Source organism: Globicatella sanguinis, assembly GCF_002847845.2.
Classification (GTDB): domain Bacteria; phylum Bacillota; class Bacilli; order Lactobacillales; family Aerococcaceae; genus Globicatella; species Globicatella sanguinis.
Map to the genome: position 1 here is coordinate 1,955,332 of NZ_CP126962.1, position 15,524 is coordinate 1,970,855.

The window sequence follows — 15,524 nt, forward strand, 5'->3', positions numbered from 1 at the left end:
CAAACTATAATAGTTAGCATACAAACAATTGTAGTTCGTATCCATACTAAAAAGAAAGGAGTCGTCATGTTTCATATCGGATTTAAAATCAGAGAGTTAGGTTTAATCATTGAAAAGTATCTGCAACACATGGCCATCCAGTGTAATTTGGAACATTTAGAAGGACCTCAAGGTGCTGTCTTATTTTACTTAATTAGTCATGAGGATCAAGATGTTTTTCAAAAAGACATTGAACAACTCCTAAATATACAGAAAGCTTCGGCATCTGGGTTAATTAAGCGAATGGAAAAAAATGGGTTTATACATGTCCAACCTTTGGAAAGTGATAAACGATTTAAAGCCATCAAAGTGACAGATGAAGGAAAGGCCAAACATCTGGCGATTGAAAATTTCTTGAAACAAGTTGAAGCCGACCTTAGTAACGGTATTAGTCAAGAGGAATTTAAAATTTTCCATAATGTCATCAAAAAAGTAACTCAAAATGCGCAAGTAGAATCAGAAGAAAAACAAGAAGGAGAATATGAATGTTAAAAATATTCAAACGAATGAATAGAAAAGAAGTGATGATGGCTGTCGTCAGTGTTCTATTCATTATGGCCCAAGTCTGGTTAGATTTAAAAGTACCAGATTATATGTCAGAAGTGACCAAAAAATTAGTGACGCCAGGTACAGAACTTAAAGAGCTCTATCAACCTGGAGGGATGATGTTACTCTTATCATTATTAAGTTTTGCGACCAGTCTATTAGTTGGCTTTTTAGCAGCTCGATTGGGAGCTAGTTTTACACGTTCGTTAAGACGTGATGTTTTTGAACATGTGTTAAGTTTCTCAGCTAAGGAAACACAAAGCTTTTCAGTCCCAAGTTTAATTACGCGTACAACCAATGATATTATTCAATTACAAATGTTAATTGCCATTGGTTTGCAAGTAATGGTCAAAGGACCCATTATGGCCGGCTGGGCGATGGTTAAAATATCTAACAAAAATGGTCAATGGATGTTAGCAACCGCATTAGCCGTACTTTTACTATTAATTGTTATTACCATTATTATGGTATTGGCTTTTCCAAAGCAAAAAATGATCCAAAAATTAACCGATAAGTTGAATGCTATCTCACGTGAAAACTTAACAGGGATACGTGTCATTCGAGCTTACAATGCTGAAAAATTTCGCAATGAGAAATTTGATGTTGCCAACAGTGAATTGACCGATACCAATTTGTTCTCAATGCGAATATTCTCATTAATGATGCCATTAATGACGATAGTATCTAGTGGGTTATCGTTATCGGTTTATTGGATTGGGGCTTATCTCATTCAAAATGCAGCTTTAAATATGAAAATAACACTCTTTGGCGATATGGCAGTCTTTACTTCTTATGCGATGCAAGTGGTCATGGGGTTCATGATGATGACGATGATTTTTGTCATGCTACCAAGAGCGATTGTGTCTGCTAAACGTATTAATGAAGTATTAGAGACGCATTCTGTGATTGACTATCCTGCAACAACCAAAACGAACAATCAAGCAAATGAATATGTTTTAGAATATGAAAATGTAACCTTTAAATATAGTGATAGTGCTGAACCTGTTATTTCGAATGTTAGCTTCAAGGCTAAAAAGGGACAAACAATTGCCTTTATCGGTTCCACAGGTAGTGGTAAGAGTACCTTAATTAATTTATTACCACGTTTTTACGATGTGACCAGTGGTGCTATTAAGTTAAATGGACAAAACATCAAAGAGATTGCCCATGATGATTTAAATAATAGGGTGGGGTATATACCACAAAAAGCCGTCATCTTTAGTGGAACCATTGCTTCTAATTTGAATTTTGGTGAAAGTAATGAATCGCCATTAACGGAAGAAAAAATGAATGCGGCTTTAGAGTTAGCACAAGCTAAAGAATTTGTATTAAGTAAAGAAAACGGCTTGCAATCAACAGTGGCCCAAGAAGGTGCAAATTTCTCAGGGGGTCAAAAACAACGACTAGCAATTGCCCGTGCGTTAGCGCGCAAACCAGAAATTTTAATATTCGATGATTCCTTCTCAGCTTTAGACTATAAAACGGATAAAGCGTTGAGACATGATTTAGCAGTTCAAACGGCTGATATGACGAAGTTAATTGTCGCGCAACGTATTTCAACCATTATGGATGCAGATTTAATCTTAGTATTGGATCAAGGGGAAGTAGTCGGTCAAGGTACACATCAAGAATTATTAGCTAATAATGAAGTGTATCAAGAAATTGCCTACTCACAATTATCAAAGGAGGAATTAACCAATGGCTAAAGAACAACCACAATCAGAAAAAGCCCTAAAACGTGCTTTACGGTATGCCGATGGCTATTTAATTCCCATCGTTATTGCCTTAATTTTCTCAATTATTAGTAGTGTTATCACCGTTATCGGACCTGATAAAATGAGTGAAATGATGGATGTCATTACTCAGGGAGTGATGGTTGGTATTGACTTAAATAAAATTGATAAAATAGGAAAAACATTAGTCATCTTGTATTTAACGGCAGCGGTCATGGGGTATGCACAAAGCTTTATTGTGGCAACTATTTCACAACGCTATACCCAACGCCTTCGTCGTGCAATCGCTGAAAAGATGAATCGCCTTCCTTTACGATACTTTGATAGCCGTCCAACCGGTGATGTTTTATCCATTATTACCAATGACTTGGATACTGTTGGTCAAAGCTTAAATCAAAGTTTAGGAACATTAGTTTCAGCAACAGTTTTATTAATCGGTACATTATTTATGATGTTTAAAACGAATTGGGTAATGGCTCTTACAGCAATCAGTTCAGTTTTTATTGGTTTTATTGGAATGGTCTTTATTATGAGTAAATCTCGTGCTCATTTTAAGGCGCAGCAAAAGAACTTAGCTACTGTCAATGGCTATATCGAAGAAGCCTATACCGGACTCTCGATTGTCAGCAGTTATAATGCAGCCGATGAAATGAAGGGCCAATTTGCAAAATTAAATGAACAATTATACGGAAGTGCTTGGAAATCACAATTTTTAGGTGGGATGATGATGCCACTGATGGCTTTCATCGGGAACTTCGGTTATGTGATGGTTAGTTTAATGGGTGCTTACCTAGTTTTAAATGGGCACATTACCATCGGGGTCATAATTGCCTTTATGGTGTACGTTCGTTTATTCTCACAACCATTATCCCAAATTGCTCAAGCGGCACAAAGCTTACAATCAGCTGGGGCAGCCTTAGGTCGAGTGATGGACTATTTAGAGGCAGACGAAATGAGTGACGAATCGTATAAAACAACCCAATTATCACAAATTAAAGGACAGGTTGCCTTCGAACATGTTAATTTTGGCTATGATGAAGGTAAAACGATTATTCATGATTTCTCTGCCGAAGCTAAAGCGGGTCAAAAAATCGCGATTGTTGGTCCAACCGGTGCTGGTAAAACAACGATTGTTAACTTATTGATGCGCTTCTATGAAGTCAATGGCGGTCAAATTTTAATCGATGGTGTCAATATTAAAGACATGACTCGTGCTGAATTGCATGAATATTTCAGTATGGTATTACAGGATACTTGGTTATTTGAAGGTAGCATTCGCGATAATTTAGTATTCAATCAACCAGAGGTTACACAAGAAGAAGTGATAAAGGCAGCCAAAGCGGTGGGGATTCATCATTTTATTACCACATTACCTCAAGGTTATGACACGGTATTGGATGATTCCGTTCAATTATCAGTAGGACAAAAACAATTAATGACCATTGCCCGTGCGTTAATAAAAGATGCTCCATTATTAATTTTAGATGAAGCGACGAGCTCAGTGGATACTCGTACGGAAGAATTAATTCAAAAAGCAATGGATGCCTTAATGGTTGGTCGGACCTCATTTGTCATTGCTCATCGACTTTCAACCATTCGTAATGCTGACTTAATATTAGTAATGAAAGACGGAAATATTATCGAACAAGGTAATCACGATCAATTAATGGTTCAAGACGGCTTTTATGCGGACTTATATAATAGTCAGTTTGAGAATGGTAATGGCACCTTTGAGGAAGAAGAACTATAATCTAAAAGGAATAAAGCATATAACGAACATAATGATTGAATTTAAACGACTTTACAACTTTTTGTGTGGCCCCACAATAAATTAAAAAAGCATATCTAGCGAAAGTGTTTAGCTAAGCGAAGGTACCTAAAGAGAAAAACCAGTTAACTAGATTCCTAAAAGGGAAATTAAGCTAACTGGTTTTTATTATAATAATTTAAGAATATCTTTTTCGATTGCTTTAGGCGAGGTGGTTGGTGAGTAACGTTTAACCACTCGTCCTTCGCGATCAATTAAAAACTTCGTAAAGTTCCATTTGATATTATTGGAGAATAGCCCTTGGGTTTCTTGTTTTAACCATTGGAAAATGGGTTCAGTCTTAGGGCCGTTCACTTCTACTGTTTCATTTAAGGGGAAACTGACTCCAAAATTCAATTGACAGGTGCTTTCCATATCACTATCGACCACTTTTTCTTGTTTAAATTGATTGGAAGGAAATCCAATGACAGTAAATTCTTGGTCGTGATAGCGTTGATAGAGTTCCTCTAATTGAGTCAATTGAGGGGCTAAGCCACAACCGGTTGCGGTATTAACGATTAACAAGACTTGTCCATTATACTCATTCAAGCGGTAAGGTTGGCCGCTGCTACGAACTAATGAAAAATCTGGTAAACTCATGCTTTTGCTCCTTTCAAACATCCCATACCTAAAACAGGACTACCTTTACGATATTTACTGGAATAGTAAAGGCAAAATCAGTGTAGTATCTGTATCAATCATAGTCAAAGTAGAAGGGCCAATACATCAAAGTTATAATACGGCCCAACAAAATTTCTAAATAAACAAGCCTTTACAACAATTAAAATTTCAATCAAAAAACCAAAGGGGAATTTTCCATGAATTAGTCGTCTAAATCAACATTGTGGTAAACGCGTTGAACATCTTCGTCATCTTCCAAAACTTCAATTAAATGTTCAAATTTTTTCAAATCTTCGCCTTCTAATTTCACTTCATTTTGTGCAATCATGTCTGTTTCAGCTACTTCAAATTCAGTAATTCCCATACCTTCTAAAGCAGTTTTAATGGCTTCAAAGTCTTTTGGTTCACCATAAACAACTACGGTATCTCCTTCAGCAAATACTTCACGAACATCGACATCCGCTTCTAATAAAGCCATCATTACGTCGTCAGCATCTTGATCGGCCATTACAAAAACAGCTGTTGCATCAAACAGGTAATTAACTGAACCACTGACACCCATGTTACCACCATTTTTACCATATGCAGCCCGAACATTACTTGCAGTACGGTTGACATTATTAGTTAAAGCATCGACCATAATCATTGAACCATTGGGCCCGAATCCTTCATAACGTAATTCTTGGTAGTTTTCATCATCGCCACCTTTAGCTTTATCAATGGCTTTTTCAATAACGTGACGAGGGACATTATATGTCTTCGCACGATCAACAACAAAACGTAATTTTTGGTTTAATTCTGGATCGGGTTCACCTTGTCTTGCAGCAGCATAGATTTCAATACCGAATTTAGCATAAATCTTCGAAGTATTTTGGTCTTTATTTGCTTTCTTTTCCTTAATATTCATCCATTTACGACCCATTTATTTCACTTCTCTTTCAATAAAATTAGAATGTTCCAACACTCATTTTACCATAAAAACGTCCTTTGTGATAGAGTTTTAAGTTCTATTTTAATTCACTAAATTATGAGAGTTTGCTTAAAAATGGAGTTGGCTTTTGACAGAAGTGTCTTGCATTTTATGTATAATCCAAATAAGCATCATTTAATATGAATAGAAAGGGAAATATTAAGGCCATTGCTGATGATATAGGTCACGCAATGATCACCAAAAAACGCCTTTTTAAAGAGTTGCTGTTATATCACGGATTTGTCAAGATTACTAAAGTATTTAAAACCAGGAGATTATTTGGGTGTTTGTGTAACAATTAGGTTACATGACACTTTAAAAATGACCGGTTACTTTTACGATGTGATGACAAAACATCGAATTCATGGTCGAATCGTTATCTAAATGTTATAATATAGAGGTAGATTGATATCGATTGGAAGGAGAAAAAAATGAAATTACATAAAAAATTAATCTCAGCTTCAATGGCTTTATTAGCCTCAACCTCATTAGCTGTTTTACCAACCACACAAGCACAAACCGCAACACACACTGTACAAAGTGGAGAATATTTACAAGGCATTGCAGCCGCATATGGCGTAACTGCAGAAGAATTACGCGCATGGAACGGCTTATCAAGTGACATGATTTATGTCGGCGATGTATTAGTCGTAGACGGATCAAGCAGTGGTACGGTAGTATCTAATTCTAGTGCTGCAGGTACTCACGTTGTACAAAATGGTGACGTCCTATATAACCTAGCCATTCGTTACGGGGTAACCGTCGATGATTTAATGGCATGGAATGGTTTAACTAGCGATTGGTTAAATGTTGGCGACACTTTAGTTGTCTATGGTAATGCTACTGCAACAGGTGGAAATTACTACTATGATTACACAGCACCAGTCTCTACCTCTTCAACCGGCTACCATACAGTAGCACCTGGCGATACACTATCAGGCATTGCAGCCGTTTATGGTGTAACAGAAGAAGAATTGTGGGCATGGAATGGCTTATCCAGCGACTGGTTGAATGTCGGTGATCAAATTGCTGTCACAGGTTATAGTTCTGGCGCTACCTCAACTTATACTAATTATGTGCCAACGTCCAATACTGCAACAACAAATTACACGGTATCAGCAGGTGATAGCTTATATGAAATCGCCCAAGCTTACGGTACAACCGTTGATAACTTAATGGCAATTAACGGATTATCAAGTACTTTCTTACAAATTGGTGATCAGTTAGTGGTTCCTGGTGCAGACAAGAGTGCGACTTCTGAAGCGCCAACTGAAGAAACAAAGGAAGAAACAACGACCGAAGATAAGAATAAAGAAGAAAATAAAGAAGAAGCAACGGAAACTTCAACCGATTTAACCGATGAAGAAAAAGCGGCTGGTATTAAAGCAAAACACATTATTCAAAAAGGTGAAACTTTATTTAAGATTGCGAATAAGTATGGAGTCACACTATATAATTTAAAATCTTGGAACAACATTACAGCAGAAAATCCAGCTCGCGTTGGTGATGAGTTGATTATTAAAGATTCTGCTTACGAACCTCAAAAACATAAAGTAACAGAAGGTGACACAATTGATGCAGTTGCTGAAACTTATAACACCACAGCAGAAGCAATCAAAGTATGGAATGAATTGGCTGACAATGAATTAGAAGTAGGTAAAGAAATTTATGTAAGTAACCCAGAACCAACATTACATGAAGTTCAAACAGGTGAAAACTTACAAACTATTGCCGATCAATATGGTGTAACACCAGAAGATTTACGTGCATGGAATGGCTTACCAGAAAAATCAATGATTGTTAATGGAACGATCTTAGTATCAAATCCAACAGCCGTTACTGAATAATAAAAATAAAATAATAAAGACTGGGCAGAAATTATAGAGTTTCTGTCCAGTTTTTTTGGGATAAATTTTGAGTAGTAATTGGGTAGAATGAGAATGCGCTAACGAGAGAGCAAGATTCAAAATCTAAACAGAAATGTGAGAATGGGAATACTGACTATGCAAGCTTTGATAATACAATTACTTAGTGCGAATGTCTATACGATGTAGTAACCTATAACAGATCGGTTATTTAACCTATTTAATTGTTAGGATTACCATTGCATAGTAGCAAACCGTGTCAAGAAGATTAAAAAACTTATTCAATTATGTAGGATGTTGGTTTACGAAATTTTGAACGGTGTCAAAGTGGTTAGTGAAACCAACTCAATAAATATAGGGAGAATACGAAGTAGCCATCCTTCGATTGGTCATTTTTGTCTGCTCTTTTTTGATCACAAAAAATATTAATAAATGAAAAATAATATTGCATAGAAAAAGCTGACGAATGGACGTCAGCTGAAAATATAGATATCTTGCTATTTTAATTAAAAACTATTCCAAGCACAATTTTGTCCTGCAACAGCACCCGTGACAAAAGCAGCCGTAATATTATAACCACCGGTATAACCGTTGATGTCTAATAATTCACCACAGAAGTATAGACCATTCATTAGCTTAGACTCCATCGTAGCGGGATTGATTTCTTTAGTTGAAACACCACCACCGGTTACAAAACCTTTTTCAATCGGTTGCGAACCTGTACTTGTAAAATCAAAATGTTTTATTTTATTAAGTAAGGCTTCAACTTCAGCATGAACTAATTGTTTATAAGCCGTCGTCTGATCCATTTTTAATTGAGATAAAATTACCTCAGCCATACGCTCTGGCATCCAATTTTTTAAGATAGTTAATAATTGTTTGTCACGGTTTTCCTCGGCAAAAACTTTTAGTTGTTCCATCGTATGATGCGGTGTTAAATCGATAGATAGATGAGCCACCTTTTCACCCGTTTGATGAAGCCACTGGTTAACATGACCAGAACATCTTAGAATAGCGGGTCCAGAATAGCCGAAATGAGTAAAAATCATATCCATTTGGTGATAAGTGATAGCTTTTTGATCAGCATCCCATAAGGTCACGCCCACATCTCTTAAAGAAACACCACGTAAAGCTTTACTAGTAATCCACTCATCATCAGATAGTAGAGGGGACTCGGTAGGGTATAACCGTTCGATGGTGTGACCAGCTGATTTGGCCCAAGCATAAGCATCACCAGTCGCACCTGTTCGGGGGTAAGCACGACCACCCGTTGCTAGAATAACACCATTGGCTTGGATTTCTAAACCTGATTTCGTTAGTACCCCTTTGACGCACTGGTTTTCACGGTCAAATAATAGCTTATCGACAGGTTCATTGGTTTGAATCTCGACACCTAGTTCACGACAGTAATCCAATAAAGTTTCTAAAATGGTACGAGCGCTATCTGTAACGGGAAACATGCGCCCATGATCTTCTTCTTTCAGTTGTACTCCACGACTTTCAAAAAAATGCACAATATCTTCTTGATTAAACTGATTAAGGGCACTGTATAAAAACTTGCCATTACCAGGAATATGACGAATTAATTCATCACGTGAGGTACGGTTGGTCACATTACAACGACCACCACCTGATAAGAGTAATTTGCGACCTAATTTTGGATTTTTTTCTAGAACAAGGACACTGACACCTTGTAAAGCAGCGTGTACCGCAGACATGAGACCACTGGTCCCTCCACCGACTATAATAACTTGATAGGTGTTTTTCATCTGACTCCTTCTTAATGACGCACCTTAATGCGATCGAAAATCATATGAGCGAGTGCATAATCTATAAAGCCGTGAATAATGGAACCAAAACCAACTAATACCCATAAAGTATAGTAAAAGCCTTCTGTGTTGGTAGTTTGGGCAGTGACAGAGAATAAATAAACTGCTAGTACTTCACCTAAACCATGAACCACATTAATTAAGAAATAGAATGGTGCTTGTTTAGCAAATGATAGCTGATTGATTTTAAAACTTTTAATTAAAAATAAAGCAAAAAGAACGAATAAAAAATGTGATAAAGCTCTTAAAACAATGATTAAAGGAAACCCTGCCAATAAGAAACCAATGGTCGTTCCGGCCGTCACACTTAAAGCGACAAAAGGTGAGATAAACAGACCTAAAAATATCGGTACATGACTAGCAAGTGTATAGGATGCTGGACCAATAATCACTTTAATGGGCATCACTAATGGAATCATAATACCAATAGCAATTAACAAACTACTAATTAACATTTGTTGGGTACGATTTTTTGTTATAATATTCAATTTAAACCCCTCCTAATGTTAGAATTATAGCATAATCAAAATGATAAAGGTATTGAAAATGAAATTTAGATTAAATTTTTAACGGGAAAATTCGTCCCTAGAAACCATGCAAAAAGTTTAAAATAATTGAAAAAATATTGTTGGTAATGCTTGACATTATGGCACTTTCAGGGTATTATGATAGACGGTATTGTTTGCCCCACTATGAGCCCCGGAAACTCAATAGTACTTGTCAAACAACTAGATTTAATAATGGAGGAAACAATCGTGCGTCAAACATATATGGCTAAGAAAAACGAAGTTGAACGTAACTGGGTATTAGTAGATGCGACAGATGTGCCTTTAGGACGTCTTTCAGCAGTAGTTGCTTCAATTTTACGCGGAAAAAACAAACCAACATTTACACCTCACGTAGACACAGGTGATTTTGTTGTCGTAATCAATGCAGATAAAGTAGCTTTAACTGGAAACAAAGCAGCAGATAAAATGTACTACCGTCACAGCGGTCACCCAGGTGGAATCAAATCTATCTCAGCTGGTGATTTACGTGAAAAAAATTCTCGTAAATTAGTTGAATTATCTGTTAAAGGTATGTTACCAGACACTCGCTTAGGACGTAAACAATTCACTAAATTATTTGTTTACGGTGGAGCAGAGCATAAACATGCAGCTCAAAAACCTGAAGCATTAGACATTAATACATTAATTTAAGGAGGGAATTTAATTGGCTAAAGCACAATATATTGGTACAGGTCGTCGTAAAAATTCAGTAGCTCGTGTACGCTTAGTGCCAGGAACTGGTGTAATCACTATTAATGGTAAATCATTAGAAGAATACATTCCTTTCCCTCACTTACATGAAGTTATGAAACAACCATTTGACGTTACAGAAACATTAGGAGCATATGATGTGACTGTTAATGCTAATGGTGGAGGTTACTCAGGACAAGCTGGAGCAATCCGTCACGGTATCGCTCGTGCATTATTAACTGTAGATCCTGATTTCCGTCCAGCTTTAAAAGCTGCTGGTTTATTAACACGTGACCCTCGTATGGTAGAACGTAAAAAACCAGGTCTTAAGAAAGCTCGTAAAGCTTCACAATTCTCAAAACGTTAATCATTGTTTTATCAACGTTTCAAGCACTTTCTCGCTCTGTTCGAGAAGGTGCTTTTTTATATTGAATACGTTTTGAATACGTTAGCAGTTTTGAGAGACATGTTCTGCGAGAATATTTCCAATCTTTTTTTCTTTTTCTGATTGATATGACTATATACTTTCATTAAAATTAAAAAACCGCTCTACACTATCAGCGAATTCTTTCATTGTAAAAGTATTTCTTCGTTCTATTAAACCTTCAATATAGTTAAAATATGAAGATACACTTCGCTCTAAACTCTTTATATCTTTTTCAGATAAATAATTTTTCGCTACTTGAGTATCACTTTTTAGGATTCTTTCATTAGGAGCAGATTTCCATGTCGTTAATCCCATGTTTTCTTTTGTACTATCTGATGAATTGTAAATTATTTCAGCGGCCGTTTGGCCAGTAATGGCATAATGAAATTTATTTTGAATGTTCGAATAAAAATTTTTGTGATTTCGCTATTACCAGAATAATCAGTGCTGACCTTAGCGAAAATATCGGTTTTTTTTGCCAAATTCTACGTTCGCTAGAACGAATAGATCTGACACGTTCTAATAGCTCTTGGAAAAAATCTTTACCTATTAGATTTGAACCTTGTTTTAGTCTTTTGTCATCCAAGGCAAAGCCTTTTATCATATATATACTTCAAAACACTTGTAGCCCATTGTCTAAAATGTGTTGTTCTTTTTGAATTAACACGGTAACCAAGAGCAATAATAGCATCTAAGTTATAATAATTTAGAAGTCTTGTTTGTTTTAAACCTTCTATAGCGCCGTGTTGAGTGGTTATTTCCATTTTGGAAACATCCATATCCTCAATTAACTCTTCCTATTCAAATATATTTTTTAAATGTTTTGAACTGTCAAATTATATAAAAGGCATAGGGAATAAATATATAATATTAGGTGATATGACGACATAAATTGCATTGGCCGTTCGAACTTAGTGAGTTACCGATAAGGTACGCGTAGTGGAGAACCGAACGAAGCCCAAAATGTTAGGTTGCAGCTGTTGCGAATTTGGTCGCTTACAGATGGAGTTCCTCAATTGATAAAACGATATTCTGGCAATTCTCATATGTAACATTTTTTGTCTACATTTTCCGAGACTAGTTATTCTAACAGATCGAATGCATTCAGTGCTAACTGAACAAAGTCCAACAATAGATTAAAGACGCTTAGAATTGATTAAGAAACGTTTTTAGCATAAAATAATAGTAGATTGGAATGGGGCAAGAAGTAGAAAATCAAATGATTTTCACTTCGTCTGCCCAGCTACGCACAGTTGAGACCATTCAATCGCTGCACGATAAACTAAATAAATTAGACCAAACAAATTTTTTAAGTTTTACCCAGCCGCTACACTCGTGCTGACTTTACATTATGTTTTTGTCTATTTCCATCATTTTTATGATGCATTTTTACGTGATCAAACTTAAAACTAAAAAGTATTGACTCATGACTAACTTATCATCATAAATTCTGATATGACATTGTGGATAAAAATACAAGTAATATCGTATAAAGAACCGAAGAGTATTGCTATATTATTAAAGGAGATGATTTTTGTGAATAAAGCAAAAGAAGTTGAGAGATTAAAAGAATTAGAAAAAGAATTTAGTGAAATAAATGCGACTTTAGAAGAATTGGATAAAGTCTTACATAAAGTAAAAAAACAAATGCCAAAGATTAAGAAATTCGATAAGTATTATAGTAGTGAAGAATGGTTTAAGCATAGAGAGATGCTTGATGAGGGCTATTTTGATGAGCTCGAAACAACTGCCATTTTAGGAGAAGACTACCCGTATGACACCTTATTTGCCATTAGAAATCAAGCGATTGAAATGTTAGAAATAGCTACAGAATTATTGAAGTGATGAATTGAGTATGGGCATTTATAAATATCAAATTTTGATGAGGTTATTTAAGTCTAAGTAAATAGTTCTCTTTTTAGAATGATGAGTTTATCCTACAAAGGTAGTTGCTTTTCTGCCACTTAATTTTTCTTGTTAAATCTACAAGCTTAAGTCAGTTGGTTTCGTCCTATTTATTTTGTTATTTGCATTTAATTAAAATTGAATTATATGGATTATACATCTCAAAATATTATGATAGTTTGGTCGCTATGATATCGTTTTGAGATGTTTTTTCTATAGTTGTCTTATGGTCCTACATGACTGAATCGTCGTATTGGGTGCAGGTTCATTACGACCTTCCGCACCATATTTATGTTTTCGGTTGGGTGATTTAGATTACCTAATTCTTCAATTAAGTAAAATACTACTGATGAATTGAAAGCTATAGAATAGATCCTCTACCAATAGTAAAAAGCAGATCTATATTTAATTATAAAATGAGTTAGGTTCACAATTGAGATAGCTAATCTAACTATATAATTTTTTTATCACGACTAAAATTATCATAGCGCTAGTTTTATTATTCATTTTAGCTACTGTATAATAATTATCCCAGACTTAAAAAGGGCAAAAGCGAACTCTAAATTTTTTACGATAACTTTTTAAAATAGGATTAATATAATGTATACCCAAGCAACAAAATTTATATGTGGCTTTTTGTATTCTCAGATTTTTTCTAAATTGTCCTACTCATAATCTACTTCAACAATTTACAAAATTATAATATCTTATTTTTTCTTTATTAATCTATCTTAACAATACCGCCTCAGCGCATTCCCACATAATTCATCTTACCATCACTTTCCCATAAACCTTTCAATTCTCAAACCACATCTCTAAAACACGAACATTGTACTTAAAGAAAGATTAAGAGTTCATTAAATTAATTGAATTGTATTTTTTTATCTGTATGATAGATACGTATCTTAATGATAGGAGGGTTTATTTGAAAAGTGTTCGTTATTTGTGGATGCTTCCAGCGATTATTGTTTTAATCGTTTTTATGGGCATTCCTCTATTTAATTTATTAGTTCCAACTTTGTCAATGAATGGCAATCCATTGTCTAATTATTTGACATTTTTTGAGAGTAACTATCAAGTGAAAGTCTTAATACGAACAATTAGAGTGGCGACTATCGTGACTCTCATTTGTGCCTTATTAGGGATTCCAACAGCCTATTATATTTCAGGGCTTTCTAAAAAATGGAAGAGTTTATTAATGGCGGTCACACTGTTTCCATTATTAACAAATTCGGTAGTGCGTGCTTTTGCTTGGATTAATATCCTAGGGCAAAATGGTATCATCAACAAACTTTTGGTATCTTCAGGAGTTTTAGATCAACCACTGGTGCTATTAAATACTGAATTCGCCATTATTATTGGTTCAGTTTATTTGTTTTTACCAACGATGATTATTTCATTAGTTGGTGTGATTGACTCCATTGAGCCAGAAACTTTAGAGGCGGCTGCAACTTTAGGTGCTAATCCTTTAACGGTGTTTCGCAAAATTATCATTCCTTTAAGTATTCCCGGTACGATTATCGGCAGTATCTTAGTTTTTACGGGAACCTTGACGGCCTATACGACTCCACAATTATTAGGGGGTAATAAAAACATGTTACTTTCGACATTTTTACGTCAAAATGCGTTGACTTTAGGCAATTGGGAGCTAGCTAGCGTTGTAGCTTTCATTATGATTTTGATTACGTTAGTGGTCAATAAATTGCTCGGCCTTTTAGCCAAACGGGTCGACAAACGATTGGTAGGTGAAGCTTCATGAAAAATAATTGGATGATTCGACTGATTGCGATTCTTGTTTTCTTATTTTTAATGATTCCCTTATTAATTATTGTGGTAACTTCTTTTGGAGAAGCCTCTGCTATTCAATTTCCTATTTCTAGTTTTACCTTTGATTGGTACAAAGTAGTGTTTGAGTCTGAAGCCTTTATAAGTAGCTTTTATGTTAGTTTAGGTGTTGGTTTAGCAGCAACATTACTCGCGATTATCATCGGTGTGCCCGCTGCATACTTGTTAGCACGTTATTCATCCAAAACCAATGCTTTTTTAAATGACTTTTTCTTATCACCAACCTTAATTCCTGGTATGGTAATGGGGTATGCGATTTTTCAATTAGTCGTAGTGAAATTTCAGTGGTCTGTCTTAACGAGTCTCGTGATAGGCCATTTAATTATTAGTTTACCTTATGTAATCCGTTTAGTTGGTTCAAGTTTACAAAACTTAGATTATTCAATTGAAGAAGCGGCGTGGACTTTAGGTTACACCAAATTTCAAGCCATTACCAAAATTGTTTTACCGAATATTTCTTCGGGAATTTTTGCAGCCTTTATGTTGGCTTTTATTAACTCTTTTAATAATATTCCAGTCAGCATGTTCTTAACGGGTCCTGGTGTGACGACTTTACCGATTACAATTTTAAATTATATGGAATTTAATTATAATCCAGCTGTATCAGCGATTTCGACTTTATTGATGCTGTTAACTGTTGTTTTAATGTACTTGATTGATAAGACATTGGGTCTATCATCGATTGTTTAGAAAGTGAGG

General features: G+C 35.4%; 13 protein-coding genes and 1 pseudogene. 9 read left to right on the plus strand and 5 right to left on the minus strand.

The genetic code is table 11. The features are described from left to right. Positions 1–66: 66 nt before the first annotated feature. From CYJ72_RS08765 to CYJ72_RS08775, 3 genes are read left to right on the plus strand one after another with little or no spacing between them, the layout of a single operon-like run. Entirely contained in the window at positions 67–531 is a 465-nt protein-coding gene (locus CYJ72_RS08765) for a MarR family winged helix-turn-helix transcriptional regulator (protein WP_101813601.1), read from the plus strand. Further along, complete coding sequence (locus tag CYJ72_RS08770) at positions 525–2,291, plus strand: ABC transporter ATP-binding protein (protein ID WP_101813600.1); 1,767 nt, start codon at positions 525–527, stop codon at positions 2,289–2,291. The genes CYJ72_RS08765 and CYJ72_RS08770 overlap by 7 nt, the downstream gene beginning before the upstream one ends. Continuing rightward, positions 2,284–4,068: an ABC transporter ATP-binding protein gene (locus CYJ72_RS08775; RefSeq protein ID WP_066125424.1), complete on the plus strand. Its 1,785-nt coding sequence runs from the start codon at positions 2,284–2,286 to the stop codon at positions 4,066–4,068. Before CYJ72_RS08770 ends, CYJ72_RS08775 begins: the two co-directional genes overlap by 8 nt. Positions 4,069–4,254: 186 nt before the next feature. Here CYJ72_RS08775 and CYJ72_RS08780 read toward each other — a convergent pair whose 3' ends face one another. Beyond that, positions 4,255–4,725 (minus strand): glutathione peroxidase, encoded by a 471-nt coding sequence (locus tag CYJ72_RS08780; RefSeq protein WP_066125426.1) that lies wholly within the window; start codon positions 4,723–4,725, stop codon positions 4,255–4,257. A 223-nt stretch (positions 4,726–4,948) separates the two neighbouring features. After that, entirely contained in the window at positions 4,949–5,668 is a 720-nt protein-coding gene (locus CYJ72_RS08785) for a YebC/PmpR family DNA-binding transcriptional regulator (protein WP_066125427.1), read from the minus strand. Positions 5,669–6,147: 479 nt separating this feature from the next. On the opposite strand from CYJ72_RS08785, the gene CYJ72_RS08790 reads away from it, so the two are divergent. Further along, positions 6,148–7,563: a LysM peptidoglycan-binding domain-containing protein gene (locus CYJ72_RS08790; RefSeq protein ID WP_066125429.1), complete on the plus strand. Its 1,416-nt coding sequence runs from the start codon at positions 6,148–6,150 to the stop codon at positions 7,561–7,563. Positions 7,564–8,087: 524 nt separating this feature from the next. Here CYJ72_RS08790 and CYJ72_RS08795 read toward each other — a convergent pair. Together CYJ72_RS08795 and CYJ72_RS08800 are read right to left on the minus strand one after the other, a co-directional pair. Then, positions 8,088–9,350: a BaiN/RdsA family NAD(P)/FAD-dependent oxidoreductase gene (locus CYJ72_RS08795; RefSeq protein ID WP_066125430.1), complete on the minus strand. Its 1,263-nt coding sequence runs from the start codon at positions 9,348–9,350 to the stop codon at positions 8,088–8,090. An 11-nt stretch (positions 9,351–9,361) separates the two neighbouring features. Next, positions 9,362–9,898: a hypothetical protein gene (locus CYJ72_RS08800; protein ID WP_245631277.1), complete on the minus strand. Its 537-nt coding sequence runs from the start codon at positions 9,896–9,898 to the stop codon at positions 9,362–9,364. Between the two features lie 267 nt (positions 9,899–10,165). Between CYJ72_RS08800 and rplM the strand changes: the two genes are divergently transcribed. Then, on the plus strand, positions 10,166–10,609 hold the full coding sequence (gene rplM / locus CYJ72_RS08805; protein WP_066125431.1) for a 50S ribosomal protein L13: 444 nt from the start codon (positions 10,166–10,168) through the stop codon (positions 10,607–10,609). A 13-nt stretch (positions 10,610–10,622) separates the two neighbouring features. Then, positions 10,623–11,015 carry a 30S ribosomal protein S9 gene (rpsI, locus tag CYJ72_RS08810; RefSeq protein ID WP_066125433.1) on the plus strand — a complete coding sequence of 131 codons (393 nt, stop codon included), beginning with the start codon at positions 10,623–10,625 and terminating at the stop codon, positions 11,013–11,015. Between the two features lie 159 nt (positions 11,016–11,174). On the opposite strand, the pseudogene rhuM reads toward rpsI, so the two are convergent. Next, positions 11,175–11,791 (minus strand): annotated as a pseudogene (gene rhuM, locus CYJ72_RS08815) (RhuM family protein); the annotation flags it as partial. A gap of 820 nt (positions 11,792–12,611) precedes the next feature. On the opposite strand from rhuM, the gene CYJ72_RS08820 reads away from it, so the two are divergent. From CYJ72_RS08820 to CYJ72_RS08830, 3 genes are all read left to right on the plus strand, one after another. Next, on the plus strand, positions 12,612–12,920 hold the full coding sequence (locus CYJ72_RS08820; protein ID WP_180764813.1) for a DUF4298 domain-containing protein: 309 nt from the start codon (positions 12,612–12,614) through the stop codon (positions 12,918–12,920). A gap of 1,009 nt (positions 12,921–13,929) precedes the next feature. Continuing rightward, positions 13,930–14,739, plus strand: coding sequence for an ABC transporter permease (locus CYJ72_RS08825; RefSeq protein WP_431606507.1), 810 nt, complete (start codon positions 13,930–13,932; stop codon positions 14,737–14,739). Further along, a complete protein-coding gene (locus tag CYJ72_RS08830; protein WP_101813598.1) occupies positions 14,736–15,515 on the plus strand; it encodes an ABC transporter permease in 780 nt (259 codons plus the stop codon). Before CYJ72_RS08825 ends, CYJ72_RS08830 begins: the two co-directional genes overlap by 4 nt. Positions 15,516–15,524 lie beyond the last annotated feature (9 nt).

Bases quoted from the DNA above. Each gene is read 5' to 3' on its own strand.
- CYJ72_RS08765 (WP_101813601.1), top strand. From the start codon at position 67: ATGTTTCATATCGGATTTAAAATCAGAGAGTTAGGTTTAATCATTGAA.
- CYJ72_RS08770 (WP_101813600.1), top strand. From the start codon at position 525: ATGTTAAAAATATTCAAACGAATGAATAGAAAAGAAGTGATGATGGCT.
- CYJ72_RS08775 (WP_066125424.1), top strand. From the start codon at position 2,284: ATGGCTAAAGAACAACCACAATCAGAAAAAGCCCTAAAACGTGCTTTA.
- CYJ72_RS08780 (WP_066125426.1), bottom strand. From the start codon at position 4,725: ATGAGTTTACCAGATTTTTCATTAGTTCGTAGCAGCGGCCAACCTTAC.
- CYJ72_RS08785 (WP_066125427.1), bottom strand. From the start codon at position 5,668: ATGGGTCGTAAATGGATGAATATTAAGGAAAAGAAAGCAAATAAAGAC.
- CYJ72_RS08790 (WP_066125429.1), top strand. From the start codon at position 6,148: ATGAAATTACATAAAAAATTAATCTCAGCTTCAATGGCTTTATTAGCC.
- CYJ72_RS08795 (WP_066125430.1), bottom strand. From the start codon at position 9,350: ATGAAAAACACCTATCAAGTTATTATAGTCGGTGGAGGGACCAGTGGT.
- CYJ72_RS08825 (WP_431606507.1), top strand. From the start codon at position 13,930: ATGCTTCCAGCGATTATTGTTTTAATCGTTTTTATGGGCATTCCTCTA.
- CYJ72_RS08830 (WP_101813598.1), top strand. From the start codon at position 14,736: ATGAAAAATAATTGGATGATTCGACTGATTGCGATTCTTGTTTTCTTA.